Source organism: Pseudomonas sp. Irchel s3b5 (assembly GCF_900187435.1).
GTDB lineage: Bacteria > Pseudomonadota > Gammaproteobacteria > Pseudomonadales > Pseudomonadaceae > Aquipseudomonas.
Map to the genome: position 1 here is coordinate 191739 of NZ_FYDY01000009.1, position 25823 is coordinate 217561.

Genomic DNA, 25823 nt, shown 5'->3' on the forward strand with positions numbered 1-25823 from the left:
CCTCGGCGCGCCTTTTATTTTGGAGAGATTACATGCCGTCGTTCGACGTGGTATCCGAACTGGACAAACACGAACTCACCAACGCGGTCGAGAACGCCGTCAAGGAACTCGATCGTCGCTATGACCTGAAAGGCAAAGGCAGCTTCGAGTTCAAGGAAAAGGACCTGACCGTCAACCTGACCGCTGAAGCGGATTTCCAGCTTGAAGCGATGATCGAGATCCTCAAGCTGGCGCTGGTCAAGCGCAAGATCGATGTGCAGTGCCTTGAGGTCAAGGATGCGTATGCGTCGGGTAAATTGATGAAGCAGGACGCCGTGCTCAAGGAAGGTATCGACAAAGAGCTGGCGAAGAAGATTGTTGCTCACGTCAAGGACGCCAAGCTCAAGGTCCAGGCCGCCATTCAGGGCGAGCAGGTGCGCATTACCGGCAAGAAGCGTGACGACTTGCAGGACGCTATTGCAGCGCTGCGGGCCAAGGAATTCGGCATGCCGCTGCAGTTCAACAACTTCCGCGACTGATCTTTAAAACGGGAACCTCTTGACGTTTTCGGCGTCCGAGGCCCAGCAGCGGCAGAAATGATCGAGCCCGTGGCGGCTCGGTCTTTCTGCCGCAATTTTTCGCGTGCCGGATAGCCGCAAAACAGGAGAAAGCAGATGGACTTAAATGCTGAGGTAGACAATCTGGTCAAGGCTTCCCAAGCCTGGATCCCGATGATCATGGAGTACGGCAGTCGCGTACTGTTGGCGGTGCTTACCCTGGCCGTCGGCTGGTGGTTGATCAACAAGGTCACGCAAAAACTCGGCGGCCTGTTGGCGCTGCGTAATGCCGATCTGGCGCTGCAAGGGTTCATCAGCAGCCTGGCGAACATCATTCTCAAGGTTTTGCTGATTGTCAGCGTGGCCTCGATGATCGGTGTGGAAACCACCTCGTTCGTTGCGGCGATCGGTGCAGCGGGTCTGGCCATTGGTCTGGCTTTGCAGGGCAGCCTGGCGAACTTCGCCGGTGGCGTGCTGATTCTGTTGTTCCGTCCGTTCCGTATCGGTGACTGGATCGAAGCCCAGGGTGTTGCCGGCACCGTCGACAGCATTCAGATTTTCCACACCGTGCTGCGCACTGGTGACAACAAAACCATCATTGTGCCTAACGGCAACTTGTCGAACGGCATCATCACCAACACCAACCGTCAGCCAACCCGCAAGGTTGTCTTCGATGTGGGCGTTGATTACGAAGCGGATCTGCAAAAGGCCCGTCAAGTATTGCTCGAACTGGCCAAGGATCCACGCGTACTGGCCGATCCGGAGCCTCAGGCAGTCATTTCTACCCTGGGCGACAGTTCGATCACTGTTTCCCTGCGTGTTTGGGTCAAGACGGCTGATTACTGGGATGTACTGTTCATGTTCAATGAATTGTCCCGTGACCGTCTCAGAGAGGCGGGCATTGATATTCCATTTCCACAGCGGGTAATTCGTGTGGTTCAGGAATCTGCGGTGCAGTGAGTAGCCGTTTAATGCAGGTCTGACTCTTTGGTCACGTCTGTATTGGTCAACCAGCTTCTAGCACAACAAAAAAGGCCCATCCGAAGATGGGCCTTTTTATTTGTTACCGCAAACTAACTGGATGCGATTACAAAACCGACAGCGGGTAGTCAACGATCAGGCGGAACTCTTTGATGTCGCCTTCACCTTGGTCGGAGTTAGCGAAGTGCCATGCCTGACGAATACGGAAGGACAGGTCTTTAGCCGGGCCGTTCTGTACAACGTACTTGGCTTCAAAGTTGGTTTCGTTGTGCTTGCCGTCTTCACCGTACATACCAGCGTAGGCGCTGCCTGCTGGAGTGTTGGTGCCGTCGATGTCCCAACCTTTTACGTAACGGGTCATGAAGCTCAGACCAGGAACGCCGTATTCAGCCATTTTCAGGTCATAACGAACTTGAGCCGATTTTTCGTTAGGAGCGTTGAAGTCGGAGTACTGAATGGAGTTAGCGAGGAAAATCGAGTCGCCACCACGGTTGTTCTTGCCGACGCCGATGTAGTCGAACGGCGTATCACCGTTGACCTTCTGGAAGGCCAGGGTAACGGTGTGAGCTTTCAGGAACGAGTAAGCTGCGGCCAGCGAGAAGGTGGTGTTGCTGATTTCGCCGACTTTAGCGTCGCCGGTATCCTGAGTGTTGTAGATGTTACCGTCGAAGTTGATCGACTGACTGTCAGTCAGTGGAAGGGTGTAGTTCAGGTTGGCGTAGTACTGGTTCCAGATGTCTTCCAGCTTGGCACCGTAAAGCGAGGCGCTCAGGTTGTCAGTGAAACCGTATTTGCCACCGAAGTAGTCGATCTTGTTGGCTTCTTCACCATCGCTAAAGTTCGCGTAGGTTGCATACAGGCCGCCGTCTTGGGCGTTTTTGTCCTGGCTGGAACCCGAGTAGAAGTGGCCGGCTTCGAGGTCAAGATCTTTGATCTCGCTGCTCTGCAATTGGATACCAGTGGCAGTTTGCGGCAGGATACGGGAACCGCCAACAGCGAACACTGGCGAAGTGCTTGGCTGCATGTCGCCGACTTTCAGCTCGGTTTTGGAAACGCGGAATTTAACGGCGCCGCCGGCTTTACCCTGGCTGTCGTTAACTTCGCGATGGCCGCTGGCATTAGGGGTATCGCTACGGCTCATGTTGCCGGTGCCGCCGGTGCCGTCGCCACCGTCCAGCTTGATTGCCAGGTAACCGTATGCATCAACGCCGACGCCGATCAGACCCTGGGTGTAGCCAGAGCTGAAGTTGCCCCAAATACCTTGAGTCCAGTCTTTCTGGTCGTTGCCGCCATCTTTGTTGTCACGGTTGAAGTAGTAGTTGCGAACCAGCAAGTTCAGCGTGCTGTCTTCAACAATACCTTTGGCTTCAGCCTGGTCACTAACGAAAGGTGCGGCCGTAGCCAACTGGGTACTGGCGGCTGCTGCAACGGCCAGTGCGATCATGCTCCACTTCATCACGCGCATCGTGATTTGCTCCTTTGGTTTTTAGAAGAGTACTGCCGTCCCACCTGATTTATTATCTGGGCGGCTCTTTCTTTTTGTGTCGGCGCAAACTTATATCACGCCGACAATGTTGGCGATACTTGCGTATCTAACCTTTCGTGTTCTTTACGACCCTGTCGCAAACAGCTTGGTAGATGTCGCAAATTTACAACTCCAACGCAACAGGATTGACCACGTCTGTGCGGTTTCTTTATGCCTGAGCGTCGGTAAAAAGAGTCCCTGGTGAAACGTTTGAATCTCCTTTGGGCTACCTTGCCACTATTTTTTTCTGCCTTCGGGCCTCTACTTCCAGCGGAGGCCTATCAGGCAATGTGGGTGTGAATGCAACAAGCGTGCACAAACTGCTCATGTGCTGCGTTTTTTTTCTGAAACGCTGTCCGAACGTGTGAAAACCTCATAAAACAGGAGGGTTCAAGCACGTTTTGTTTGGGCTTGACTGCGTGGCTCACATCATGTTTCTCAGTTGCAACCGCCGACGTGGCCACCAAAAATGTTACCGGTTCACCCCGCCTGTGAGTAAAAGGCGGATGTCGAAGCGTTCAGCGTAGACTCAGTGTGCGTTTTTGGTGCAAAAAATTTTACTGGGCGTATTCAACACTGGCAGGGGAATCATGGACTGACGCGAATATCTCTTTGCTAATCAGTCATTTCGGTATTTTTGCTCCCGATGGCGGTGCTGCGATGGTGCGCTCAGCCGAAAAACGATTCATGGCGGGGCGTGACAGGTCCTTTTGCTCATCACCGGACCGGTTCGTCGTGAAGCGCACGACATTCACAGGTATGCTGCCTTCCGGTCGTTTGGTGCACGATCCTTCGGGATGGGCGCTAAGCTGAAAATGATGCCCCGGCGAGAGTGCTCACAGTGTTCGTATTAGATCCACGCCTTCAACAAGACACGTTGCCGATCGGGGATTTCCCGCTCTGCCGGTTACTGTTGTCCAACGATTCGAATTATCCCTGGTTTATCCTGGTACCTCGTCGTGAGGCTATCAGTGAGATATTTCAGTTGGATGTCGCCGATCAACTGCAGTTGTTTCAGGAAACCACTGCGCTGGCGGAAACCCTCAAGGATTCCTTTGATGCAGACAAGTTGAATGTCGCGGCATTGGGGAATGTTGTCAGTCAGTTGCATATGCACGTGATCGTGCGTAAGCGGGACGACGCCGCATGGCCGGCCCCCGTCTGGGGCAAGCACCCGGCCAAGCCTTACAGCCCGGAACAAATCGCTGCCGTTCGCGAACGTCTGCGTCTGGTACTGACCGATGGTTTTACGTTTTTGGAGGACTGAGCCATGAGCCTTGAAGATCGCGTGACTGATCTGGAAAGTCGTTTGGCGTTTCAGGATGACACCATTCAGGCACTGAATGATGTGCTGGTGGTGCAGCAACGGGTGGTTGAACGCCTGCAACTGCAAATGGCTGCGCTGCTCAAGCGGCAGGAGGAAATGGTCGGTCAGTTCGAATCTTTCGAAGAAGAAGCCCCGCCGCCGCATTACTGATCAGTCAATCGTACGGAGCAGGCAAAAAAAACCGCGAACAGCCAGGCTGCTCGCGGTTTTTTTACGGCCTTGAATCAGCGTCGCGGCAATGCGGCGATCACGTCTTCGGCTTGCAGGCCTTTGTCACGGTTCATGACGGAGAACTCTACGCGCTGGCCTTCGACCAGGACGCGGTGTCCTTCGCCACGAATGGCCCGGAAGTGCACGAAGATATCGTCACCGGAATCTCGGGAGATAAAGCCGAAACCTTTGGACGTATTGAACCACTTGACGGTGCCGGTATCGCGGTTGGTCATGTCGTAGCTTGGCGAAGCCGTGGCGGGTGACGATTTGTAAAAGCTGATGGCCAGGTGCAGCGCTACGGCAACCAGCGCCGCTACCAGGCTGAACAGGACGGCAGGTTGACCGGCGATGACAGGCATCGGTGCGATCAGCGTCAGTATCTGCAGGACTACGGCAAGAACCAGCAGGGCGCTGACCAGGTTTTGCAGTTGATGACGCGGGCCTTTGTTCCAGTAAGGAATGACAGGAGCAAGTGTGAGGTTGAGCAGGCCGAAAAAGGCCAGATAAAGCGCGTCAGGTTGTTGCAGGTAAGGTAAGGCTTCGGATTGCAGGCTAGGGATGAAGGACAGCAGCAACGCCGCTGCACCTATCAACAGGTGGACGATTTTCAACATTTTGATTAACTCACGTTAAGACAGCACACAAGGAAGAGCTGATGGCGCACGGTTCGCTTCGGGACAAATAAGAGGCGTTGGACACGTACTCGGTATCAGCCTATGCGCCGTACCCGGAAAAATAGGCACTGACGACACGCTGCCTATTTAACAGTAAAGCCGCAGGCTACTCAAATCAGGGCGTCCGGCGGTTCGTCGGGGGTATCAACATCCCGGCTCCCGATGCTTGTTCTGCACATGCGTGCCTCTTTACTGGAGTGCTAGCCGTTATGTGCGCGAATAGCGCCGTCGCGGGTTTTTCGTGCCGAGAGTTCCTACACCTTCAGGCGCTTTTCATGAGGGAATCGGTATCAAGTTATGTGGGACAACTGCTGTCGTAGGACGCTGTCCATGATCTGCCCGCAGTTGTTGGCTTATCCTACGATCAGGGTCATAAAGTCATCTGGATATACCTTTGTACCTGCGTTTTTATAAGCCGACAGAACAGTGGTTCTGGTAGACGCCAGGGATGACAAAGGAGTGTCAGCGATATGGTTTATGACAGGCTGGAACAGGGAAGGGACGGTGCGCGCAGGGAAATAATGATTGATCCGTTCGTCCGTGAGTTCGATATGGGGCTGGCCCGGCCCTTGTCCCGTTCCGTGCGCTTGAATGGTTTCGCGACCTGTTTGCGGCTGGAGCAGGTCTATTGGGATATTTTGGCGGAAATGGCCAGGATCAATTGCTGCACGGTCAGCACCTTGTTGTCCCACGTGGATCGCGAAGTTCATTTGCGTCATGGCGGGGTGAAGAATTTCAGTGGATTGGTCCGGGTCGTCTGTGTTGTGCACAGCCTCAAGGAAGTGGTGATGTCCTAGCTATCGCCGTTAAACAGGCAGAGTGTCGGTCTGTGCAGTCTTACGGCTGCACAGGCCGCATTTAATGGATATAATCCCGCTCTTTGCCGCAAAACCCAGCGTGTGCGGTAGCAATCTGATCGCCGAGACAACCCCCATGCCGATGTACGATTATCAATGTGCTTCCTGTGGTCATCAGTTGGAAGCCATTCAAAAGATCAGCGATGCACCGCTGGTCGACTGCCCTGCCTGCCAGGCGCCAGAGCTTAAAAAGATGCTGTCCATGCCGGGCTTCCGCCTCAGCGGCAGCGGTTGGTACGAAACCGATTTCAAGACCGGTTCCAAGAAGAACCTGGCCGGCGGCGACAAAGCTGACTAAGGTCTGGAACCCGAGTTGAACGACACGCGCGAGCCCTTGCAACATTCCGCAGTGGATGTGCCCAAGGTCTCCAACCGAATTTCGAATTACGAGAAGTGAAACCACGACCATGATGCGCAGCCATTATTGCGGCCAACTGAACGAAAGCCTGGAAGGCCAGGAAATTACCCTTTGCGGATGGGTCCATCGTCGCCGAGACCACGGTGGGGTGATTTTCCTCGATATCCGTGATCGTGACGGTCTGGCCCAGGTCGTGTTCGATCCGGACCGCGCCGAATCCTTCGCTGCCGCCGACCGCGTGCGCAGCGAGTTCGTCGTGAAGATCACCGGCAAGGTTCGCCTGCGTCCGGCGGGTGCCACCAACGCCAACATGGCGTCGGGCATGATCGAAGTCCTGGGCTATGAACTGGAAGTGCTGAACGAGTCGGAAACTCCGCCGTTCCCGCTGAACGAGTTCTCCGACGTCGGCGAAGAAACCCGCCTGCGCTATCGCTTCCTCGACCTGCGTCGCCCGGAAATGGCCGAGAAGCTGCGTCTGCGTTCGCGCATGACCACCAGCATCCGTCGCTTCCTGGACGAGAACGGCTTCCTCGACGTCGAGACGCCGATCCTGACCCGTGCCACGCCAGAAGGTGCGCGTGACTACCTGGTGCCTAGCCGCACCCACGCCGGCAGCTTCTTCGCCTTGCCGCAATCGCCGCAGCTGTTCAAGCAACTGCTGATGGTGGCCGGCTTCGACCGTTACTACCAGATCGCCAAGTGCTTCCGTGACGAAGACCTGCGTGCCGACCGTCAGCCGGAATTCACCCAGATCGACATCGAGACCAGCTTCCTTGATGAAAAAGAGATCATGGGCCTGACCGAGCAAATGATCCGCAACCTGTTCAAGGAAGTGCTGGGTCTGGAATTCGGTGAGTTCCCGCACATGACCTTCGAAGAAGCCATGCGCCGTTACGGTTCGGACAAGCCTGACCTGCGTAACCCGATGGAACTGGTTGACGTTGCCGACCAGCTCAAGGAAGTCGATTTCAAGGTGTTCAGCGGCCCGGCCAACGACCCGAAATGCCGTATCGCCGCCTTGCGCGTTCCGGGCGGGGCAAGCATGCCGCGCAAGCAGATCGACGATTACACCAAGTTCGTCGGCATCTACGGTGCCAAGGGCCTGGCGTACATCAAGGTCAACGAGCGCGCTGCCGGTGTTGACGGCCTGCAGTCGCCGATCGTGAAAAACATCCCTGAGGCCAACCTGAACGTGATCCTCGATCGCGTTGGCGCGGTCGATGGCGACATCGTGTTCTTCGGCGCCGACAAGGCCAAGATCGTCAGCGAAGCCCTGGGCGCCCTGCGCATCAAGCTCGGTCACGACCTGAAACTGCTGACCTGCGAGTGGGCACCGATGTGGGTCGTCGACTTCCCGATGTTCGAAGAAAACGACGACGGCAGCTTCTCTGCGCTGCACCACCCGTTCACCGCGCCGAAGTGCACGCCGCAAGAGCTTGAGGCCAACCCGGCCGGCGCTCTGTCCCGTGCCTACGACATGGTTCTGAACGGTACCGAGCTGGGTGGCGGTTCGATCCGTATCCACCGCAAAGAGATGCAACAGTCGGTGTTCCGTCTGTTGGGCATCAACGAAGCGGAACAGGAAGAGAAATTCGGCTTCCTGCTCGACGCCCTGAAGTACGGCGCACCTCCGCACGGTGGCCTGGCCTTCGGTCTGGACCGTCTGGTGATGCTGATGACCGGCGCCCAGTCGATCCGTGAAGTGATCGCCTTCCCGAAAACCCAGAGCGCGGCAGATGTCATGACTCAGGCGCCGGGTCAGGTGGATGCCAAGGCATTGCGCGAATTGCACATTCGTCTGCGCGAAACGCCTAAAGCCGAGTAAGGCTGGCTTGAAGGGCGCATCTCTGGATGCGCCCTTTCTTTATCGATTGAGCGCTACAAGATTTTTGTTTGCCGGCCGACGCAATGCAGCGTGGCGGGCAATGTTTCAAAGAGAATTCGGAGCGAGATATGGCAGGTCATTCCAAGTGGGCGAACATCAAGCACCGCAAAGAACGTCAGGATGCCAAAAAAGGCAAGATTTTCACCAAGTGGATTCGTGAACTGACCGTCGCGGCCCGTCAGGGCGGCGGTGATCCAGGTTCCAACCCGCGTCTGCGCCTGGCGTTGGACAAGGCCCTCGGCGCGAACATGAGTCGCGACATCATCGATCGGGCAGTCGCTCGTGGTGCCGGCGCCGCCGATACCGACGACATGGTCGAACTGACCTACGAAGGCTACGGCCCTGGTGGCGTCGCGGTGATGGTCGAGTGCATGACCGATAACCGCAACCGCACTGCTGCCGCTGTTCGACATGCGTTCAGCAAATGCGGCGGCAACCTCGGCACTGACGGCTCGGTGGCCTACCTGTTCGAACGCAAGGGGCAGATTTCCTTCGCCGCCGGCGTGGACGAAGACGCGTTGATGGAAGCGGCCATGGAAGCCGACGCTGACGATGTGGTGACCAACGAAGACGGTTCCATCGACGTGTTCACGTCGTTTGCCGGGTTCTACGCTGTGCGCAACGCGCTGGAAGCGGCCGGCTTCAAAGGTGACGACGCAGAAATCGTCATGCTGCCGACCACCAGTGCCGAGCTCGATCTGGAAGGCGCCGAGAAAGTCCTCAAGCTGATCGACATGCTCGAAGACCTGGACGACGTGCAAAACGTCTACTCCAACGCGGAAATTCCGGAGTCTGTGGCCGCACAGCTCGGTTGAGGGCGACTAGTCTCCAATGTGGGAGCTGGCTTGCCAGCGATGGCGTCGGCACATCGAATAATGATGGCGCCTGACACTCCGTCATCGCTGGCAAGCCAGCTCCCACATTTTTTATTCACTGTGTTGAATATCGTGCTTTTACTTAACCCGCAGGCGTTATGACTTTAATTCTTGGTATCGACCCCGGTTCACGCATCACCGGTTATGGCGTGGTTCGCGATACCGGCCGTGGCTGCGAGTATGTGGCTTCCGGCTGCATTCGTACCGGTGCCGGCGAGCTGCATGAGCGTCTGCAGATTGTCTTTCGCGGGGTGCGCGAGATTATTCAGACGTACCATCCGGTAACCATGGGCATCGAAAAGGTCTTTATGGCGCGTAACGCCGACTCCGCCCTGAAACTGGGCCAGGCCCGCGGTGCCGCCATCGTAGCGGGCGCGGAAGAAAACCTGGAAATTGCCGAGTATTCCGCAACCCAGGTCAAGCAAGCGGTGGTTGGCACCGGTGCGGCTAATAAAGAGCAAGTGCAGATGATGGTCATGCACATGCTGAAATTGACCAGCAAACCCCAGATCGATGCGTCGGACGCCCTGGCGATTGCGATCTGCCACGCGCATACCCGTTCCAGCCTGCTGCCCCACGGTCTGGGTGCAGCACGCAGTCGTGGCGGGCGCCTGCGTCTCTGATAGCATCAGCAGTCATTTTTATGGAATGAGGGATTCTCGCCTGGGTTGTCGGCGATATTCCTCACTCTGTCAGTCGCTGGCCCAGAGCTGGCCAACGCTCAAGGATTTGTAACGTGATTGGACGTTTGCGCGGCACCCTGGCTGAGAAGCAACCCCCGCATCTGATTCTGGATGTAAACGGTCTGGGTTATGAACTCGAAGTACCCATGACAACGCTTTATCGCTTGCCGTCGGTCGGTGAGCCGCTGACCTTGCACACCCATCTGGTCGTGCGCGAAGACGCGCAGTTACTCTATGGCTTTGTCGGCAAGCGTGAGCGAGACTTTTTTCGCGAGCTGATCCGCCTTAATGGTGTCGGGCCAAAACTGGCCTTGGCCTTGATGTCGAGCCTGGAAGTCGACGAGCTGGTCCGTTGCGTGCAATCTCAGGACACCTCGGCACTGACCAAGGTGCCGGGCGTGGGCAAGAAGACCGCCGAGCGTTTGCTGGTGGAACTCAAGGATCGCTTCAAGGCCTGGGAAACCGTGCCTGCCATGTTTGCTCTGGTACCGAATCAGCCGGACGGACCGGCCCCGGTGAACACCGCCGAAAACGACGCGGTCAGCGCCTTGATCTCCCTGGGTTACAAACCACAGGAAGCGAGCAAGGCGGTGTCTGCGATCAAGGAGAAAGGTTTGAGCAGCGAAGACATGATCCGCCGCGCCTTGAAGGGGATGATCTAAGTGATTGAAGCTGATCGTCTGATTGCCGCCACGACGGCCCCTCGAGATCGCGAGGAAGTCCAGGATCGCGCCATTCGCCCGGTCAGCCTGGCCGAATACATTGGCCAGCCGACCGTTCGCGAGCAAATGGAGTTGTTCATCCAGGCGGCCCGTGGGCGCAATGAGTCGCTGGATCACACGTTGATCTTCGGCCCGCCGGGCCTGGGTAAAACCACCCTGGCGAACATCATCGCCCAGGAAATGGGCGTGTCGATCAAGAGCACGTCCGGCCCGGTGCTGGAGCGTCCCGGTGATCTGGCGGCGCTGCTGACCAACCTTGAACCGCATGATGTGTTGTTCATCGACGAAATCCATCGGCTTTCACCGATTGTCGAAGAAGTGCTGTACCCGGCCATGGAAGATTTCCAGCTCGACATCATGATCGGCGAAGGCCCGGCTGCGCGTTCGATCAAACTCGATCTGCCACCGTTCACCCTGGTCGGCGCAACGACCCGGGCAGGCATGCTGACCAACCCGTTGCGCGACCGTTTCGGCATCGTTCAACGCCTCGAGTTCTACAACAACGCCGACCTGTCGACGATTGTCAGCCGTTCGGCGAGCATCCTCGGTTTGCCGCTGGACCCGGAAGGCGCCTTCGAAATCGCCCGTCGTGCCCGCGGCACGCCGCGGATCGCCAATCGTTTGTTGCGTCGGGTGCGCGACTTCGCCGAAGTTCGTGCCAAAGGCCACATCACCAAACCGATTGCCGACCTGGCGCTGAACCTGCTGGACGTCGACGAGCGCGGTTTCGATCATCAGGACCGGCGTCTGTTACTGACCATGATCGAGAAGTTCGATGGCGGGCCGGTCGGGGTAGACAGCCTGGCGGCCGCGATCAGCGAAGAGCGCCACACCATTGAAGACGTGCTGGAGCCTTATCTGATCCAGCAGGGTTACATCATGCGCACACCGCGGGGGCGAGTGGTGACGCGGCATGCTTATCTGCATTTCGGTTTGAATATTCCGTCACGATTGGGCGAAATGCCTGTGGTAGACGAGTTCCTTGGTGCCGTGGACGATTAATAACCTTTGCGTGCTGATTTTTTCGGGCAATGTGTGGTCCCAGGACCGTACTTTTGCGCGAAAGCCGCAGAACAACGAAAAACAGTTGCCTGGCCGGATTGGCAACCTGAGGAGTAAGCACTAGAGTATGCGCGCGCAAAACGGGCTGGAGCCTTTCGCACATCGTTGTCGCGTTTATTACGAGGACACCGATGCGGGCGGCATCGTGTATTACGTTAATTACCTCAAGTTTATGGAACGGGCTCGAACCGAGCGGCTACGAAATCTGGGCTTTGCCCAATCGCAGCTGGCAGGTGAGGACCTGTTGTTTGTCGTGCATTCCAGCGAAGCGCGTTACCACGCGCCGGCGCGACTGGACGACGAGCTGCTGGTAAGCGCTGAAGTAATCGAATTGAACCGTGTCAGCCTGCGCTTCAAGCAGCAGGTCAGGCGGGCTACGGATGATGTGCTGCTCTGTGAAGGGCAGTTTCTGGTGGCCTGTGTGCGCACTGAAAGTTTAAAACCCCGGGCCATTCCCGAAGCTCTACGAGCGGCCTTTGCCGACGTGAGCGGCGCGGGTACACACTCAAAGCAGGAGATAAAGCGTGGAAGCTAACGTCGTCGACCATTCCTCCATGTGGAGCCTGGTCAGCAATGCCAGTATCGTGGTGCAACTGGTAATGCTGATCCTGGTAGCCGCATCGGTGACCTCATGGATCATGATCTTTCAGCGCAGCAACCTGCTGCGCGCCGGTCGACGTGCCCTGGAGAGCTTTGAAGAGCGCTTCTGGTCGGGTATCGACCTGTCCAAACTCTACCGTCAGGCCGGCAGCAACCCGGACCCTGATTCGGGTGTCGAGCAAATCTTCCGCGCCGGCTTCAAGGAATTCTCCCGTCTGCGCCAGCAGCCAGGTGTAGACCCGGAAGCGGTCATGGAAGGCGTGGCACGTGCCATGCGCGTTGCCATTTCCCGCGAAGAAGAAAAGCTTGAGCAAAGCCTGCCGTTCCTGGCCACCGTCGGTTCCGTAAGCCCGTATATCGGTCTGTTCGGTACCGTGTGGGGCATCATGAACTCCTTCCGTGGTCTGGCTACTGCGCAGCAAGCGACCCTGGCCACTGTGGCCCCTGGTATCGCCGAGGCACTGATTGCGACCGCGATCGGTCTGTTCGCCGCCATCCCTGCCGTTATCGCCTACAACCGTTTTGCCGCGCGCAGCGAAACGCTGATCGGCCGTTACTACACCTTCGCCGATGAATTCCAGGCGATCCTGCACCGCAAAGTGCACACCAGCGAAGAATAAGCAGGTAATTTCCAATGGCTTTAATCGCTCGAGCTCGCAAAAAGCGCAAGCCGGTCGCCGAGATGAACGTGGTGCCTTACATCGACGTGATGCTGGTACTGCTGGTCATTTTCATGGTGACCGCGCCGATGCTCAATCAGGGCGTGAAAGTTGATCTGCCCAAGGTTTCCAGCGAAGCCTTGCCGCAGGATAACAACACGCAGGTCCTGACCATTTCGATCAAGGCTGACAAGACCTATTACTGGAACCTTGGCAGCGAAGTCGACACAGAAAAGCAGCAGGACAGGGCGATGACCCTGCCGCAGATGACCGACGCCGTGACCAAGATCATTCGCGCCGGTACTGAAGGTGGCAAGCGTACCCAGGTGTTCATTCGTGGCGACAAGACTGTCGACTACGGCTCCGTCATGGGCGCGATGGGCGGGTTGCAGAAAGCCGGGGTCGGTAATGTTGGCTTGATTACCGAGGCACCCTGATGCAGCAAATGCGAGAGCCGTCCGCCTCGGAAAGCTACTTCTGGCCTAGTGTCTGGGCGATTGGCTTGCACGTGCTGGTGTTCGGCATGCTGTTTGTCAGTTTCGCCTTCACACCGGAATTGCCGCCGGCCAAGCCGATTGTCCAGGCGACCCTGTACCAGCTGAAATCGAAAAGTCGGGCAACCACCCAGACCAATCAGAAGATTGCGGGTGAGGCGCAGAAATCCGCTGCGCGCCAGACCGAAGTCGAACAGATGGAGCAGAAAAAGATCGAGCAGGAAGCGATCAAGGCCGCGGAACAAAAGAAGGAAGATGCGGCTCAAAAAGCCGAAGAATCCAAGAAGGCCGACGAGACGAAGAAAGCGGAAGAGGCAAAAAAGGCTGATGAAGCCAAGAAAGCCGATGAAGCGAAGAAGACCGCCGAAGCCAAAAAGGTCGAAGAGAAACAATTGGCTGATATAGCCAAGAAGAAGGCCGAAGAAGAAGCCAAGAAAGCGGCTGAAGAAGAGGCCAAGAAAGCGGCCGCTGAAGAAGCGAAGAAAAAGATCGTCGAAGACGCGAAGAAGAAAGCCGCGGAAGACGCCAAGAAGAAATCTGAAGCTGAAGAGGCGAAGAAGAAAGTCGCCGAAGACGCGAAGAAGAAAGCGGCTGCCGACGCTGCGAAGAAAAAATCGCAGGAAGCGGCACGTAAATCCGCCGAAGACAAAAAGGCCCAGGCCTTGGCAGATTTGCTTTCCGACACGCCACAGCGTCAGCAGGCCTTGGCCGATGAGCAAGGTGACGAAGTCGCCGGCAGCTTCGATGACCTGATTCGTGCGCGTGCTGCGGAAGGTTGGGCTCGTCCGCCTTCGGCTCGCAAAGGCATGACAGTCGTGTTGCAAATCGGCATGTTGCCGGACGGTACGGTGACTTCGGTCAACGTGTCCAAATCCAGCGGCGATGGTCCGTTTGACGCTTCGGCAGTGGCAGCGGTGAAGAATATTGGACGTTTGACAGAAATGCAGGGAATGAAGCCGAGTGATTTCGCTCCGTATCGTTCATTCAAGATGACATTCACACCTGAGGATTTAGCCTTGTGAGAAACCTTCTTCGAGGAATGCTCGTCGTTATCTGCTGCATGGCAGGGATAGCGATGGCTGATGAGAAAAACATTCTGGTTACCAGCGGCAGTGATCGGGCGACCCCGATTGCCGTCGTGCCGTTCGGTTTCCAGGGCGGTAGCGTGCTGCCGGACGACATGGCGGAAATTATCGGTAACGACCTGCGCAACTCGGGTTACTACTCGCCGATTCCAAAGCAGAACATGATCAGCCAGCCAAGCCAGGCCAGCGAAATCATCTACCGTGACTTCAAGGCGCTGGGCGCCCAGTACGTCATGGTCGGCAGCATTGTTCCGGCGGGCGGTCGCCTGCAGGTGCAATACGCACTGTTCAACGTCGCCACCGAACAGCAAGTGCTGACCGGCAGCGTGTCGGGCGGCGTTGATCAACTGCGCGACATGGCGCACTACATCTCCGACCAGTCGTTCGAAAAACTCACCGGTATCAAAGGTGCGTTCTCGACGCGTCTGTTGTACGTGACGGCCGAGCGTTTTTCCGAGAAGAACACTCGCTACACCCTGCAACGCTCGGACTATGACGGTGCTCGCGCCGTGACCCTGCTGCAATCGCGCGAGCCGATCCTGTCGCCGCGTTTCGCACCGGACGGCAAGCGTATCGCCTACGTCTCGTTCGAGCAGAAGCGTCCGCGCATTTTCATGCAGAACATCGACACCGGTCGCCGTGACCAGATCACCAACTTCGAAGGCCTTAACGGTGCGCCAGCCTGGTCTCCGGATGGCAGTCGCCTGGCGTTCGTGCTGTCGAAAGACGGCAACCCGGACATCTACGTGATGAACCTCGGTTCGCGTCAGATCACCCGCGTTACCAACGGTCCTGGCATCAACACCGAACCGTTCTGGGGCAAGGATGGTTCGACCATCTACTTCACGTCTGACCGTGGCGGCAAGCCACAGATCTACAAAACCAGCGTGGGTGGTGGCGGTGCCGAGCGTGTGACGTTCGTCGGTAACTACAACGCCAACCCGAAACTGTCGGCTGATGAAAAGACGCTTGTCATGATTCACCGTCAGGATGGCTTCACCAATTTCAAGGTCGCGGCCCAGGATTTGCAGCGCGGTAGTGTAAAAATCCTCACTGATAGCACTCTGGACGAGTCGCCTACTGTTGCGCCCAACGGCACCATGGTAATCTACGCCACCCGCCAGCAGGGCCGGGGAGTCTTGATGCTCGTGTCCATTAATGGACGCGTAAGGCTCCCGCTTCCTACCGCTCAAGGCGAAGTCAGAGAACCTTCCTGGTCCCCTTACCTGAACTGACGCGGCGCTACATGTTGTACTTAACACACTGGGGTTCATTAGGAGTTTCACGATGGAAATGCTGAAGTTTGGTAAATTTGCTGCGCTGGCTCTCGCCATGGCTGTAGCTGTAGGTTGCTCGTCCAAAGGCGGCGACAATGCCGGTGAAGGCGCGGTAGATCCAAACGCTGGTTACGGCGCAAACACTGGTGCAGTTGACGGCTCCCTGAGCGAAGAAGCTGCACTGCGCGCTATCACCACTTTCTACTTCGAATACGACAGTTCTGACCTGAAGCCAGAAGCCATGCGCGCTCTGGACGTTCACGCCAAGGACCTGAAAGCAAACGGCGCTCGCGTTGTTCTGGAAGGCAACACCGACGAACGTGGTACTCGTGAGTACAACATGGCACTGGGCGAGCGTCGTGCGAAAGCCGTTCAGCGTTACCTGGTACTGCAAGGTGTTTCCCCAGCTCAGCTGGAACTGGTTTCCTACGGCGAAGAGCGTCCAGTTGCTACCGGCAACGACGAGCAGTCCTGGGCTCAAAACCGTCGCGTCGAACTGCGTAAGTAATTCGTCATGCGAACGTGCCGTCGTGCTGTAACTGTTTTGGCTCTCAGCCTCGCCCCGCTTGCGGTGTGGGCTGCGGTTCCTGTGGTCGAGGACAACTCCGGCTATAACAATAGCGGGAGCAGTTATCCGCCTGCGGGTTACGGTACGAACGGCGCCTATGCCGGGGGAGGGGTTTCGGCCCCTGTCTCGGCACAGGGTCAGTTGTTCAACCAACTGCAACAAATGCAGGATCAGATCTCGCGCCAGCAGGGTGTGATCGAAGAACTGCAAAATGATGTATCGCGCATGAAGCAAGAAAGCCTGGAGCGATATCAGGATCTTGATCGGCGCATAGGAACCGGCGTTGCACCAGCCGCGACTCCTGATAATTCTTCTACCGGTGGCAGTTTGAACGCCCCCGGCGCAGCCGCAGGTGCAGGAGCTGGCGCAGCCGCCGCTCAAGCGCCCGCTGCGGGTAGCGAACCGGCGGATCCGGCGAAGGAAAAGCTCTATTACGATGCTGCTTTTGACCTGATCAAAGCCAAGGATTTCGACAAGGCCAGCCAGGCTTTTGCCGCTTTCCTGCGCAAGTACCCGAACAGCCAGTATGCGGGTAATGCCCAGTACTGGTTGGGCGAAGTGAATCTGGCCAAAGGCGATCTGCAAGGTGCAGGTCAGGCTTTTGCCAAGGTCTCACAGCTGTATCCCAAGCACGCCAAAGTGCCTGACTCGCTGTACAAGCTCGCTGATGTAGAGCGCCGCCTTGGTCATACCGACAAGGTCAAAGGCATTCTGCAGCAGGTCGTGTCCCAATATCCGGGTACTTCCGCCGCTCAGTTGGCTCAACGCGATCTGCAAAAAATGTAAGGCTGCTTGACCTGTTTCGAAGAAACCCGCGCTTGTCGCGGGTTTTTTCGTTAGAATTCACGCCCTTTTTATGAAACACGCTTTTTGGGGCCTGCGCATTGCCGGGGTTCCTTGAAGTGCCTGACGGAGGCGGACAGCCTGTTTAGCTGTTACGCCCGTGGCGACTATGCAAGACACATTGAGAATTACCGAAGTTTTCTACTCGTTGCAGGGTGAAACGCGGACTGCCGGGCTGCCCACTGTTTTTGTGCGCCTGACCGGTTGCCCTCTGCGTTGCCAATACTGCGACAGCGCCTACGCCTTCACGGGCGGGACCCTCCGCACCCTCGATGACATCCTCGAGCAGGTGGCAGGTTTCCGCCCGCGTTATGTCTGTGTCACGGGCGGCGAGCCCCTGGCGCAACCCAACGCCATTCCATTGCTCAAGCGCCTGTGCGACGCCGGTTACGAAGTGTCACTGGAAACCAGTGGCTCTATCGATATCTCGGCGGTAGATTCCCGAGTCAGTCGCGTCATCGACCTGAAGACACCGGGTTCGAAGGAAGCGCATCGCAACCGCTACGAAAACATTGAACTGCTCACGCCCAACGATCAGGTGAAGTTTGTCATCTGCTCGCGGGAAGACTACGACTGGTCCGTGTCCAAGCTGATCCAGTACGGTCTGGACCAGCGTGCCGGTGAAGTGCTGTTTTCGCCAAGTCACCATGATCTCAATGCTCGGGATCTGGCGGACTGGGTGGTGGCGGACAATCTGCCAGTGCGTTTGCAATTGCAGCTGCATAAATATCTTTGGAATGACGAGCCGGGGCGCTGAGATGACTGATCAATTGAACACCACCGAAAAACGCGCGGTCATCTTGCTGTCTGGCGGTCTGGATTCCGCCACCGTGGTAGCCATGGCTCGCGCCGAAGGCTACAGCTGCTACACCATGAGCTTCGACTATGGTCAGCGCTCCCATGCCGAACTGCACGCCGCGGCGCGTGTTGCTCGCGATCTGGGTGTAGTCGAGCACAAAGTGATCGGCCTTAACCTGAACGGCATGGGCGGTTCGGCACTGACGGACAGCAGCATCGATATTCCAGAAGAGTTGGGTGAGGGCATTCCGGTGACTTACGTGCCAGCGCGTAACACGGTGTTCCTGTCTCTGGCGTTGGGCTGGGCTGAAGTGCTTGGCGCACGTGACATCTTCATCGGTGTGAATGCGGTGGACTACTCCGGTTACCCGGATTGCCGTCCTGAGTTCATCGAGTCTTTCGAGCGCATGGCCAATCTGGCCACCAAGGCCGGTGTCGAGGGCAATGGTTTCCGCATCCAGGCACCGCTGCAAAACCTCAGCAAGGCGCAGATCGTCCAGGCGGGTGTGAAACTGGGCGTGGATTACGGTCTGACCGTTTCCTGCTATCAGGCCGATGATAACGGCCGCGCATGCGGCAAGTGCGACAGCTGCCGACTGCGTGCAGAAGGCTTCGCGGCAGCCGGAATCAGCGATCCAACCCCTTATTTTTGATTTATTTCAAAATAGGTGTTGAATAGTCCTTAAAAATCAGTATTATACGCGCCACCACACAGCGGGTCGTTAGCTCAGTTGGTAGAGCAGTTGGCTTTTAACCAATTGGTCGTAGGTTCGAATCCCACACGACCCACCATATTTGGCGGTTTAGAAAATCCGGAAGGCCCACGAAAGTGAGGATTTCCGGGTTTTTTTTTGCCTGATGAAGAGCCAGGCCTGAACCGCTCGACGACTCGAGCGATTCTTGGCTGATTAAAGCAGGCCGTCCTCGGCACATACCTTGATGATCTGTGCGCGAAACCAGCTGTTGGCACTGTCCTGGCTCGGCTTTTCGCTCCACATCATGTCCAGCGTGAAGTTCGGTAGACCTGCCGGTGGTCGACGATGGCTGAACGTGTTCTCGTCGCAGGTCAGCGCCTGAATGCGTCGAGGCAAAGAACGACGAGGCGATCAGCATCGCCCAAATGAGCATGCCCCAGTGAGCGGCTGCAAAACCGACGTTTTTCATCAAGGTCTTATTCCTGTGTTGCGGGTCGGAACGTCATGATGGACAAAACGGTCTGCCGTCATCGGTGGACTGTCAAAACCGGGGCTGCGTCGAATGCAGCCCCGGGCGCCAGTGGCCTGTCTTCGTCGACTAGCTGATATGCCGCGCGTATTGCTTGGGATTGAAGCGCAGGACCATCAGGAGCATCAACGCCATGACGGCGGCGAGCGACCACCAGGCCCATTCGAAGCTGCCCAGCTGATCGCGGATCATCCCGGCAATCAATGGCGAAAGCCCGGCGATCAGGTAGCCGATGCCTTGCACGAACGCGGCCAGGCCACCGGCCCGTCGCGGGTTGTCCAAGTGGTCGAGGGATACGATCAAGCTCATCGGGAACAGGCCGCCGATACCCAGGCCCAACAGGCAAGGCCACAACAGGCTGAAGCGTTCCGGGCTGAGGATCAGGCCGCAGAAGCCGGCCATGATCAGGACCAGTAACACGGCGAGGACCACGCGTTTATCCTGGCTGCGGTTGGCAATTGCCGGGGTGACGAGGCCGGAGAGCACTTCCATGGCCGTAAGGAACCCCAGCAGCAGGCCCGCGTGTTGTTCACTCCAACCTTTTTCCACGTAGTACGGGGCCAGCCAGGCCAGTACACAGGTGTAGGAGGCGGTGCCCAGGCCGAAGAAAATCGCCAGCAGCCAAGCCCGAGAATTGCTGAAGAATGACGCTTGCTGCCGAACAGGGGCTTCGGGCAATGGTGTCACGGCTGCGCGCTGGGCGTACCAGCAACCCAAGGCGACCAACGCCAACAGTGCCCAGATCGCCAGGCCGATGCGCCAGCTGCCGGTCTGGGTCAGGACAAGCGGCGAAAACGACGCGGCAAGCGCCGCCCCGCCCATGATCGACGTGACATACAGGCCCATGAACAGCGAGACGTTGTCGGCGTAGCGCGACTTGATCAGCGCCGGCATCACCGCCTGGATCAGCGCGATGCCGAGCCCGGCCAACACCGCGCTGATAATCAGTTCGGCGGCGCTGTCCAGGTACAAGCGCGAGGCGGTGGCGATACCGATGATCAACAGCGACAACACAATGGTGCGGTGCTCACCGATGCGCAGGGCGATGCGCATGCCCAGGAACATGGCCAAGCCCATGGCCATGACCGGCAACATGGTCAGCAGCGAGGCGGTGCTGAAGCTCAGGGGGACCTCGCTGCGAATGGCTGACAGCAACGGCCCGACGGCAGCCATCGAGGGCCGCAGGTTTAGCGCCACCAACACGATGCTGACCATCAGCCAGACGGCGTGGGTGCTTGAGGTTCGAACGTTTTCCATAACAGAGCCTTGGCTAAAACAAAGCATCATTTATGCGGCGGTACGCTGCTTTGGACAAACTGAAAACTGGCGGGGCTTATTGAAAAATCAAATGCGGTGTCAAATCGTTGAAGGCTCGCCGCTCTGTCGGGCTTTCTCCAGGAGCCTGCTTTGTTTGCCAATAGAGTATTGGCAGCCCATGCATCCGCGGGGCGTGGCCACGGTTTTTTGTGTTCGGTCTGTATGTCGTGGTACGCCTGCAGGGGCACAGGTCAGAATCATCTTTTGCATCCGTCGGATATTCTGTAGCCTTGCGCAGCTTCAACGCTGTCCGTGCCTGATGAATACTCACTTTCCCGGCGGTACCCTGAAGGGTCCGGAGCCGGGTGTATACTCGACTTTCGCGCGAATGCGCCTGCAGGTCTTGCGAACATGACGCAGATTTCCGAACGCCTTCTGGTTCAAGCCCACCTCGATGCCAAGCAGCCCAAGCCGCTGACCGCTGACGAAGAGGCTTACTATCGCGCTGCCATCGCTGCCGAGCTCAAGGCTCAGGATGCGGTGCTGGTCGCACACTTCTATTGCGATCCGGTGATTCAGGCTCTGGCCGAAGAAACCGGTGGTTGCGTTTCCGACTCGCTGGAAATGGCTCGCTTCGGTAATGCTCACCCGGCCAAGACCGTGGTCGTCGCCGGCGTGAAATTCATGGGCGAGACGGCCAAGATCCTCAATCCTGAAAAACGCATCCTGATGCCAACCCTGGAGGCGACCTGCTCGCTGGACCTGGGTTGCCCGGTCGATGAGTTTTCGGCGTTCTGCGATCAGCATCCAGAGCGCACGGTGGTGGTGTATGCCAACACCTCCGCGGCGGTCAAAGCCCGGGCGGACTGGGTCGTGACTTCAAGCTGCGCGCTGGAGATCGTCGAAAGCCTGATGGACAACGGCGAAACCATTATCTGGGGCCCGGACAAACACCTGGGCACCTACATTCAGCGCCAGACCGGTGCCGACATGCTGCTGTGGGACGGTGCCTGCATCGTTCACGAAGAGTTCAAGTCCAAGCAGCTCGAAGACATGAAGGCGCTGTATCCCGATGCAGCGATCCTGGTGCACCCGGAGTCGCCGACCTCGGTCATCGAACTGGCGGACGCCGTGGGTTCGACCAGTCAGTTGATCGCGGCGGCACAGCGCCTGCCGAACAAGACGCTGATTGTTGCGACCGACCGCGGCATCTTCTACAAGATGCAGCAGCTGTGCCCGGACAAGGTCTTTATCGAAGCGCCTACGGCTGGTAACGGCGCCGCGTGCCGCAGTTGCGCGCATTGCCCATGGATGGCGATGAATACCCTTGAGCGCACGCTGAAGAGCTTGAAGGAAGGGACGAACGAGATCTTTGTGGATCCGGCCCTGATTCCGCAGGCGATCCGACCGTTGAAGCGGATGCTGGATTTCACTCAGGCTGCACGGATGAAGCTGGCCGGTAACGCTTAAAAGCAAAAGATCGCAGCCTTCGGCAGCTCCTACAGGTGCAAACGAGACCCTGTAGGAGCTGCCGAAGGCTGCGATCTTTTTTTGTGGGCGTTACTTGGTCTTCTTCGGAATCCGCACCAGCTGGGTATTGGAGTACATGTCATGCCAGCTGCGCTTCTGCTTGTCGAACAGCGACCAGAAGAATCCAAGGCCCACGCACAGCAGCGAGGCGATCGACACCACAAAGCGCAGTAACGCCTGCCACAGGCTGATGGAGGAGCCGTCGGCATTCTGAACACGGATGCACCAGACCTGCATGCCCAGCGTCTGTCCGGTGTACGTCCAGAATTTGGCGAAGAACCCAAACAACACAAACAGCAGGACCGTCGAGAGCAAAGGATCACCGTCCAGCGCCCCGGCTTCGGTCAGGGTGCGCATTTTTTCTTCGCCGAGGATCGCCATCTGAATCATCTTGTAGATGCCGCTGGTGACGATCAGCAGGGCAGTGCACAGCAGGAAGTCGTAGAACATCGCTGCCAGGCGACGACCCAGGCCCGCAGCGGGAAAATCGCCCTGGGGGGTAAGCAGGTGTTTCGACATGGCAGGCTCTCGGCGGAAAAAGAAAGCCATTTTACGGATTTACACGCACAAAAAAGCCCCTGATGTCAGCATCAGGGGCTTTTTCGTTACAGAAGATTAGGCTTCTGCTTGTACTTCGTCAGCCTGCATGCCTTTCTGGCCCTGCACGGCGATGAAAGTCACTTTCTGGCCTTCTTTCAGGCTCTTGAAACCGTTGCCCTGGATGGCACGGAAATGTACGAACAGATCCGGACCGCTTTCAGGAGTGATAAAACCAAAACCTTTCTCGTCGTTAAACCACTTGACGGTACCGCTCTGACGTTGGGACATTTCTTATTTCCTTTGACGCAAGAATTAGTGACAGTCTCCTTCACATGAAAGAGTACTGGGGCTGGTTGCAGGAGAGTAAGAAGACGTCGAACGGGATGTAGCTAACTTGTAGGCTACTGCCCAGGTCACGATTCCAAGCGACCCATGCAAACACAGTGAACAAACTCTACGCCAACTACGGGAGAAAAAACAAGCCCCCGCAGAAGGCCCGTATTTGCTCAGCTTGATGGCATTTAGTCAGTCCGCCGGGTGCCTTATACACTTGTGTTGTTCAAATGTGTTCGATCGTTATAAGCAAAGTTCATAATCGAAGCTTAGAGCTAATACAGTGCACTGTTTTATGGCGGCTGCGTTACACATTAGTGCACTGTTAACGCAACCGCGTTACTTATAGGAACAGTTAATCAGCCACGATAGTAGCGTTGCGGAACAAATGGCATTTTGCTTACAAGCAAAGGCACCTTTTTCCCACGAACAATCGCCCAAACAGGCGTGTCCAGCGCGACATAGGCGCTGTCGACGTAACCCATCGCAAGTGGACCACCCAGCGTCGGCCCGAAACCGCCGCTGCAGACGCTGCCAATGATCTCGCCGGCTTCGTTGACGATTTCGGCGCCTTCGCGCACAGGGGTGCGTTCCTGTGGTAGCAGGCCAACACGCTTGCGGCTGACACCGCCTTGTTGCTGGGCGAATACGCTTTCAGCGCCAGGGAAGCCGCCGGCACGCGCGCCATCGGCACGACGTGGCTTGGAGATCGCCCACAGCAGGCTCGCTTCGATGGGGGTGGTGTCGGTGTTCATGTCGTGGCCGTACAGGCACAAACCCGCCTCAAGGCGCAGGGAGTCGCGGGCACCCAGGCCGATGGCCTCGACTTCCGGTTCGGCCAGCAGCGCACGGGCCAGGGCTTCGGCGCTGTCGGCCGGTACGGAGATTTCAAAACCGTCTTCACCGGTGTAACCGGAGCGGCTGACAAAGCACTCCACGCCCAGCAGGTTGACGCGGGCGAACTGCATGAAGGTCATCTTCGCAACGTCAGGCGCCAGACGTGCCAGCACGGTGACGGCGGCCGGGCCTTGCAGGGCCAGCAGGGCACGTTCTTCGAACAGCGGTTCAATGGTGCACTGTTCGCCAATGTGCTTGCGCAGGTGCGCCAGGTCTTGATCCTTGCAGGCGGCGTTGACCACCAGGAACAGTTCGTCGTTACCCAGGTTGGCAACCATCAGGTCGTCGAGGATGCCGCCCGTCTCGTTGGTAAACATGGCGTAGCGCTGCATACCCACCGGCAGGTCGATGATGTCCACCGGCACCAGGGTTTCCAGGGCCTTGGCGGCGTCGGCGCCGGTCAGGCGGATCTGGCCCATGTGCGAGACGTCGAACAGGCCGGCCTGATCGCGGGTGTGCTGGTGTTCTTTCATCACGCCCAACGGGTACTGCACAGGCATGTCGTAGCCGGCGAACGGCACCATGCGTGCGCCGAGTTCGATATGCAGGGCGTGCAACGGGGTTTTCAACAGTTGTTCGGTGGACATATTCAGCTCCTGAAGAGTTGTGCAGATGAGCGCACATCAGCACTCGATAATGTTGACCGCCAAACCGCCACGGGCGGTTTCCTTGTATTTGCTTTTCATGTCGGCGCCGGTCTGGCGCATGGTGCGGATGACCTTGTCGAGGGAGACGAAGTGTTGCCCGTCACCGCGCAGGGCCATGCGCACGGCATTGATGGCCTTGACCGAGCCCATGGCGTTGCGCTCGATACACGGCACTTGCACCAGCCCGCCAATCGGGTCACAGGTCAGGCCGAGGTTGTGTTCCATGCCGATTTCCGCGGCGTTTTCCACTTGCTGTACGGTGCCGCCGAGGACTTCGCACAAAGCGCCCGCAGCCATCGAACACGCCACGCCAACTTCGCCCTGACAGCCGACTTCGGCGCCAGAGATCGAGGCGTTTTCCTTGTACAGAATGCCGATGGCCGCAGCCGTCAGCAGAAAGCGCACGACGCCGTCGTCGTTCGAGCCGGGGATAAATCGCATGTAGTAATGCAGCACGGCGGGAATGATCCCGGCGGCGCCATTGGTCGGCGCGGTCACGACGCGCCCGCCATTGGCGTTTTCTTCGTTGACCGCCAGCGCGTAGAGGTTGACCCAGTCGAGTACTGACAGTGGGTCGCGCAATGCTGATTCGGGGTTCTTGCACAGTTGCCGGTGCAGCGCGGCGGCCCGTCGTTTGACCTTCAGGCCGCCGGGCAGGATGCCTTCGTTGCGGCAACCGGCAGCGACGCAGTCCTGCATTACTTGCCAGATTTTCAACAGGCCGGCGCGGGTTTCCGCTTCCGGCCGCCAGGCGCTTTCATTGGTCAGCATCACCTGGCTGATCGACAGCCCGTACTTGGTGCAATGACCGAGCAAATCCTTGGCGCTTTTGAACGGGAAGGTCAGGGGTGTGGCGTCTTCGACGATACGGTCGGCGCCGGCAGCGTCTTCATCGACGACAAAACCGCCGCCAACCGAATAGTACTCGCGGCTGCGGATTTGCAGGCCAGCGGCGTCGAAGGCACGAAAGATCATGCCGTTGGGGTGATAGGCCAACGGTTTGCGAATCATCGCCAGGTGTTCTTTCTCGTTGAACGCAATGCTGTGTTCGCCGAGCAGGTTCAAGCGCCCGTTGGCGCGAATTTCGTGCAGGCGCGCAGCGACGGTTTCGGTGTCGACGGTGTCCGGGTGTTCGCCTTCAAGGCCCAGCAGCACGGCCTTGTCGCTGCCGTGGCCTTTGCCGGTAGCGCCGAGCGAGCCGTACAGCTCGACTTTGACGCAGGCGGTGGCTTCAAGCAGCTTTTCGCGACGCAAGCCTTCGACGAAGCGCACAGCGGCGCGCATCGGGCCGACGGTGTGGGAGCTGGAGGGGCCGATGCCAATCTTGAACAGGTCGAACACGCTTAACGACATGAGTTGTTCTCCGGTTTCTT

At 57.5% G+C, this 25823-nt stretch carries 29 protein-coding genes and 1 tRNA gene; 22 read left to right on the plus strand and 8 right to left on the minus strand.

Going from position 1 to position 25823, the window contains the following annotated elements; all coding sequences use genetic code 11:
* Window positions 1-32 precede the first annotated feature (32 nt).
* Together CKW15_RS13155 and CKW15_RS13160 are read left to right on the plus strand one after the other, a co-directional pair.
* A complete protein-coding gene (locus CKW15_RS13155; RefSeq protein ID WP_095057128.1) occupies window positions 33-518 on the plus strand; it encodes a YajQ family cyclic di-GMP-binding protein in 486 nt (161 codons plus the stop codon).
* A 135-nt stretch (window positions 519-653) separates the two neighbouring features.
* Window positions 654-1496, plus strand: a complete 843-nt coding sequence (locus tag CKW15_RS13160) for a mechanosensitive ion channel family protein (RefSeq protein WP_095057129.1) — start codon at window positions 654-656, stop codon at window positions 1494-1496.
* A gap of 127 nt (window positions 1497-1623) precedes the next feature.
* On the opposite strand, the gene CKW15_RS13165 is transcribed toward CKW15_RS13160, so the two are convergent.
* Window positions 1624-2982: an OprD family porin gene (locus tag CKW15_RS13165; RefSeq protein ID WP_095061304.1), complete on the minus strand. Its 1359-nt coding sequence runs from the start codon at window positions 2980-2982 to the stop codon at window positions 1624-1626.
* Window positions 2983-3883: 901 nt separating this feature from the next.
* On the opposite strand from CKW15_RS13165, the gene CKW15_RS13170 reads away from it, so the two are divergent.
* Both CKW15_RS13170 and CKW15_RS13175 read left to right on the plus strand, forming a co-directional pair.
* A complete protein-coding gene (locus CKW15_RS13170) occupies window positions 3884-4309 on the plus strand; it encodes an HIT domain-containing protein (protein WP_095061306.1) in 426 nt (141 codons plus the stop codon).
* Between the two features lie 3 nt (window positions 4310-4312).
* Window positions 4313-4519, plus strand: coding sequence for a SlyX family protein (locus CKW15_RS13175; protein WP_095061308.1), 207 nt, complete (start codon window positions 4313-4315; stop codon window positions 4517-4519).
* Between the two features lie 74 nt (window positions 4520-4593).
* Here the strand turns inward: CKW15_RS13175 and CKW15_RS28940 are convergent, their stop codons facing one another.
* Window positions 4594-5196: a cold-shock protein gene (locus CKW15_RS28940; RefSeq protein WP_095061310.1), complete on the minus strand. Its 603-nt coding sequence runs from the start codon at window positions 5194-5196 to the stop codon at window positions 4594-4596.
* Between the two features lie 530 nt (window positions 5197-5726).
* On the opposite strand from CKW15_RS28940, the gene CKW15_RS13185 reads away from it, so the two are divergent.
* The 17 genes from CKW15_RS13185 to CKW15_RS13265 all read left to right on the plus strand — a co-directional run bounded on the left by CKW15_RS13185 (window position 5727) and on the right by CKW15_RS13265 (window position 18814).
* Entirely contained in the window at window positions 5727-6053 is a 327-nt protein-coding gene (locus tag CKW15_RS13185; RefSeq protein WP_095061312.1) for a ribbon-helix-helix domain-containing protein, read from the plus strand.
* A gap of 136 nt (window positions 6054-6189) precedes the next feature.
* A complete protein-coding gene (locus CKW15_RS13190; protein ID WP_060539757.1) occupies window positions 6190-6411 on the plus strand; it encodes an FmdB family zinc ribbon protein in 222 nt (73 codons plus the stop codon).
* Between the two features lie 109 nt (window positions 6412-6520).
* Window positions 6521-8296 carry an aspartate--tRNA ligase gene (gene aspS / locus CKW15_RS13195; RefSeq protein ID WP_095061315.1) on the plus strand — a complete coding sequence of 592 codons (1776 nt, stop codon included), beginning with the start codon at window positions 6521-6523 and terminating at the stop codon, window positions 8294-8296.
* A 128-nt stretch (window positions 8297-8424) separates the two neighbouring features.
* A complete protein-coding gene (locus CKW15_RS13200; RefSeq protein WP_095061317.1) occupies window positions 8425-9171 on the plus strand; it encodes a YebC/PmpR family DNA-binding transcriptional regulator in 747 nt (248 codons plus the stop codon).
* 158 nt (window positions 9172-9329) lie between these two features.
* A complete protein-coding gene (gene ruvC, locus CKW15_RS13205; protein ID WP_095061320.1) occupies window positions 9330-9854 on the plus strand; it encodes a crossover junction endodeoxyribonuclease RuvC in 525 nt (174 codons plus the stop codon).
* 113 nt (window positions 9855-9967) lie between these two features.
* Window positions 9968-10576: a Holliday junction branch migration protein RuvA gene (gene ruvA, locus CKW15_RS13210; protein ID WP_007995640.1), complete on the plus strand. Its 609-nt coding sequence runs from the start codon at window positions 9968-9970 to the stop codon at window positions 10574-10576.
* Window positions 10577-11638 carry a Holliday junction branch migration DNA helicase RuvB gene (gene ruvB, locus CKW15_RS13215; protein ID WP_095061322.1) on the plus strand — a complete coding sequence of 354 codons (1062 nt, stop codon included), beginning with the start codon at window positions 10577-10579 and terminating at the stop codon, window positions 11636-11638.
* 127 nt (window positions 11639-11765) lie between these two features.
* Window positions 11766-12233 carry a tol-pal system-associated acyl-CoA thioesterase gene (gene ybgC, locus CKW15_RS13220; protein ID WP_095061324.1) on the plus strand — a complete coding sequence of 156 codons (468 nt, stop codon included), beginning with the start codon at window positions 11766-11768 and terminating at the stop codon, window positions 12231-12233.
* Window positions 12223-12918: a protein TolQ gene (tolQ, locus tag CKW15_RS13225; RefSeq protein WP_008027789.1), complete on the plus strand. Its 696-nt coding sequence runs from the start codon at window positions 12223-12225 to the stop codon at window positions 12916-12918. Before ybgC ends, tolQ begins: the two co-directional genes overlap by 11 nt.
* 23 nt (window positions 12919-12941) lie before the next feature.
* Window positions 12942-13394 carry a protein TolR gene (tolR, locus tag CKW15_RS13230; RefSeq protein WP_161806672.1) on the plus strand — a complete coding sequence of 151 codons (453 nt, stop codon included), beginning with the start codon at window positions 12942-12944 and terminating at the stop codon, window positions 13392-13394.
* On the plus strand, window positions 13394-14473 hold the full coding sequence (gene tolA / locus CKW15_RS13235; protein WP_095061326.1) for a cell envelope integrity protein TolA: 1080 nt from the start codon (window positions 13394-13396) through the stop codon (window positions 14471-14473). Before tolR ends, tolA begins: the two co-directional genes overlap by 1 nt.
* A 17-nt stretch (window positions 14474-14490) precedes the next feature.
* Window positions 14491-15771, plus strand: coding sequence for a Tol-Pal system beta propeller repeat protein TolB (gene tolB, locus CKW15_RS13240; protein WP_177408856.1), 1281 nt, complete (start codon window positions 14491-14493; stop codon window positions 15769-15771).
* Window positions 15772-15823: 52 nt separating this feature from the next.
* Entirely contained in the window at window positions 15824-16321 is a 498-nt protein-coding gene (pal, locus tag CKW15_RS13245) for a peptidoglycan-associated lipoprotein Pal (RefSeq protein ID WP_003178634.1), read from the plus strand.
* 6 nt (window positions 16322-16327) lie between these two features.
* Window positions 16328-17167: a tol-pal system protein YbgF gene (gene ybgF, locus CKW15_RS13250; RefSeq protein ID WP_095061330.1), complete on the plus strand. Its 840-nt coding sequence runs from the start codon at window positions 16328-16330 to the stop codon at window positions 17165-17167.
* Between the two features lie 166 nt (window positions 17168-17333).
* Entirely contained in the window at window positions 17334-17981 is a 648-nt protein-coding gene (gene queE / locus CKW15_RS13255) for a 7-carboxy-7-deazaguanine synthase QueE (RefSeq protein ID WP_095061332.1), read from the plus strand.
* Between the two features lies 1 nt (window position 17982).
* Window positions 17983-18675, plus strand: coding sequence for a 7-cyano-7-deazaguanine synthase QueC (queC, locus tag CKW15_RS13260; protein WP_053155344.1), 693 nt, complete (start codon window positions 17983-17985; stop codon window positions 18673-18675).
* Between the two features lie 63 nt (window positions 18676-18738).
* Window positions 18739-18814 (plus strand) — tRNA-Lys (locus CKW15_RS13265).
* Window positions 18815-18930: 116 nt separating this feature from the next.
* Here the strand turns inward: CKW15_RS13265 and CKW15_RS13270 are convergent.
* Together CKW15_RS13270 and CKW15_RS13275 are read right to left on the minus strand one after the other, a co-directional pair.
* Window positions 18931-19113, minus strand: coding sequence for a hypothetical protein (locus CKW15_RS13270; RefSeq protein WP_159953399.1), 183 nt, complete (start codon window positions 19111-19113; stop codon window positions 18931-18933).
* A gap of 202 nt (window positions 19114-19315) precedes the next feature.
* Window positions 19316-20503 carry a cyanate transporter gene (locus CKW15_RS13275; protein ID WP_095061334.1) on the minus strand — a complete coding sequence of 396 codons (1188 nt, stop codon included), beginning with the start codon at window positions 20501-20503 and terminating at the stop codon, window positions 19316-19318.
* 411 nt (window positions 20504-20914) lie between these two features.
* On the opposite strand from CKW15_RS13275, the gene nadA reads away from it, so the two are divergent.
* On the plus strand, window positions 20915-21973 hold the full coding sequence (gene nadA / locus CKW15_RS13280) for a quinolinate synthase NadA (RefSeq protein ID WP_095061336.1): 1059 nt from the start codon (window positions 20915-20917) through the stop codon (window positions 21971-21973).
* Window positions 21974-22063: 90 nt separating this feature from the next.
* Here the strand turns inward: nadA and CKW15_RS13285 are convergent, their stop codons facing one another.
* From CKW15_RS13285 to CKW15_RS13300, 4 genes are all read right to left on the minus strand, one after another.
* Window positions 22064-22552 (minus strand): RDD family protein, encoded by a 489-nt coding sequence (locus CKW15_RS13285; protein ID WP_095061338.1) that lies wholly within the window; start codon window positions 22550-22552, stop codon window positions 22064-22066.
* Between the two features lie 96 nt (window positions 22553-22648).
* Window positions 22649-22861, minus strand: coding sequence for a cold-shock protein (locus tag CKW15_RS13290; RefSeq protein WP_007977299.1), 213 nt, complete (start codon window positions 22859-22861; stop codon window positions 22649-22651).
* 404 nt (window positions 22862-23265) lie between these two features.
* Window positions 23266-24390, minus strand: a complete 1125-nt coding sequence (gcvT, locus tag CKW15_RS13295; RefSeq protein ID WP_095061340.1) for a glycine cleavage system aminomethyltransferase GcvT — start codon at window positions 24388-24390, stop codon at window positions 23266-23268.
* Between the two features lie 36 nt (window positions 24391-24426).
* Window positions 24427-25803, minus strand: a complete 1377-nt coding sequence (locus CKW15_RS13300; protein WP_095061341.1) for an L-serine ammonia-lyase — start codon at window positions 25801-25803, stop codon at window positions 24427-24429.
* Window positions 25804-25823 lie beyond the last annotated feature (20 nt).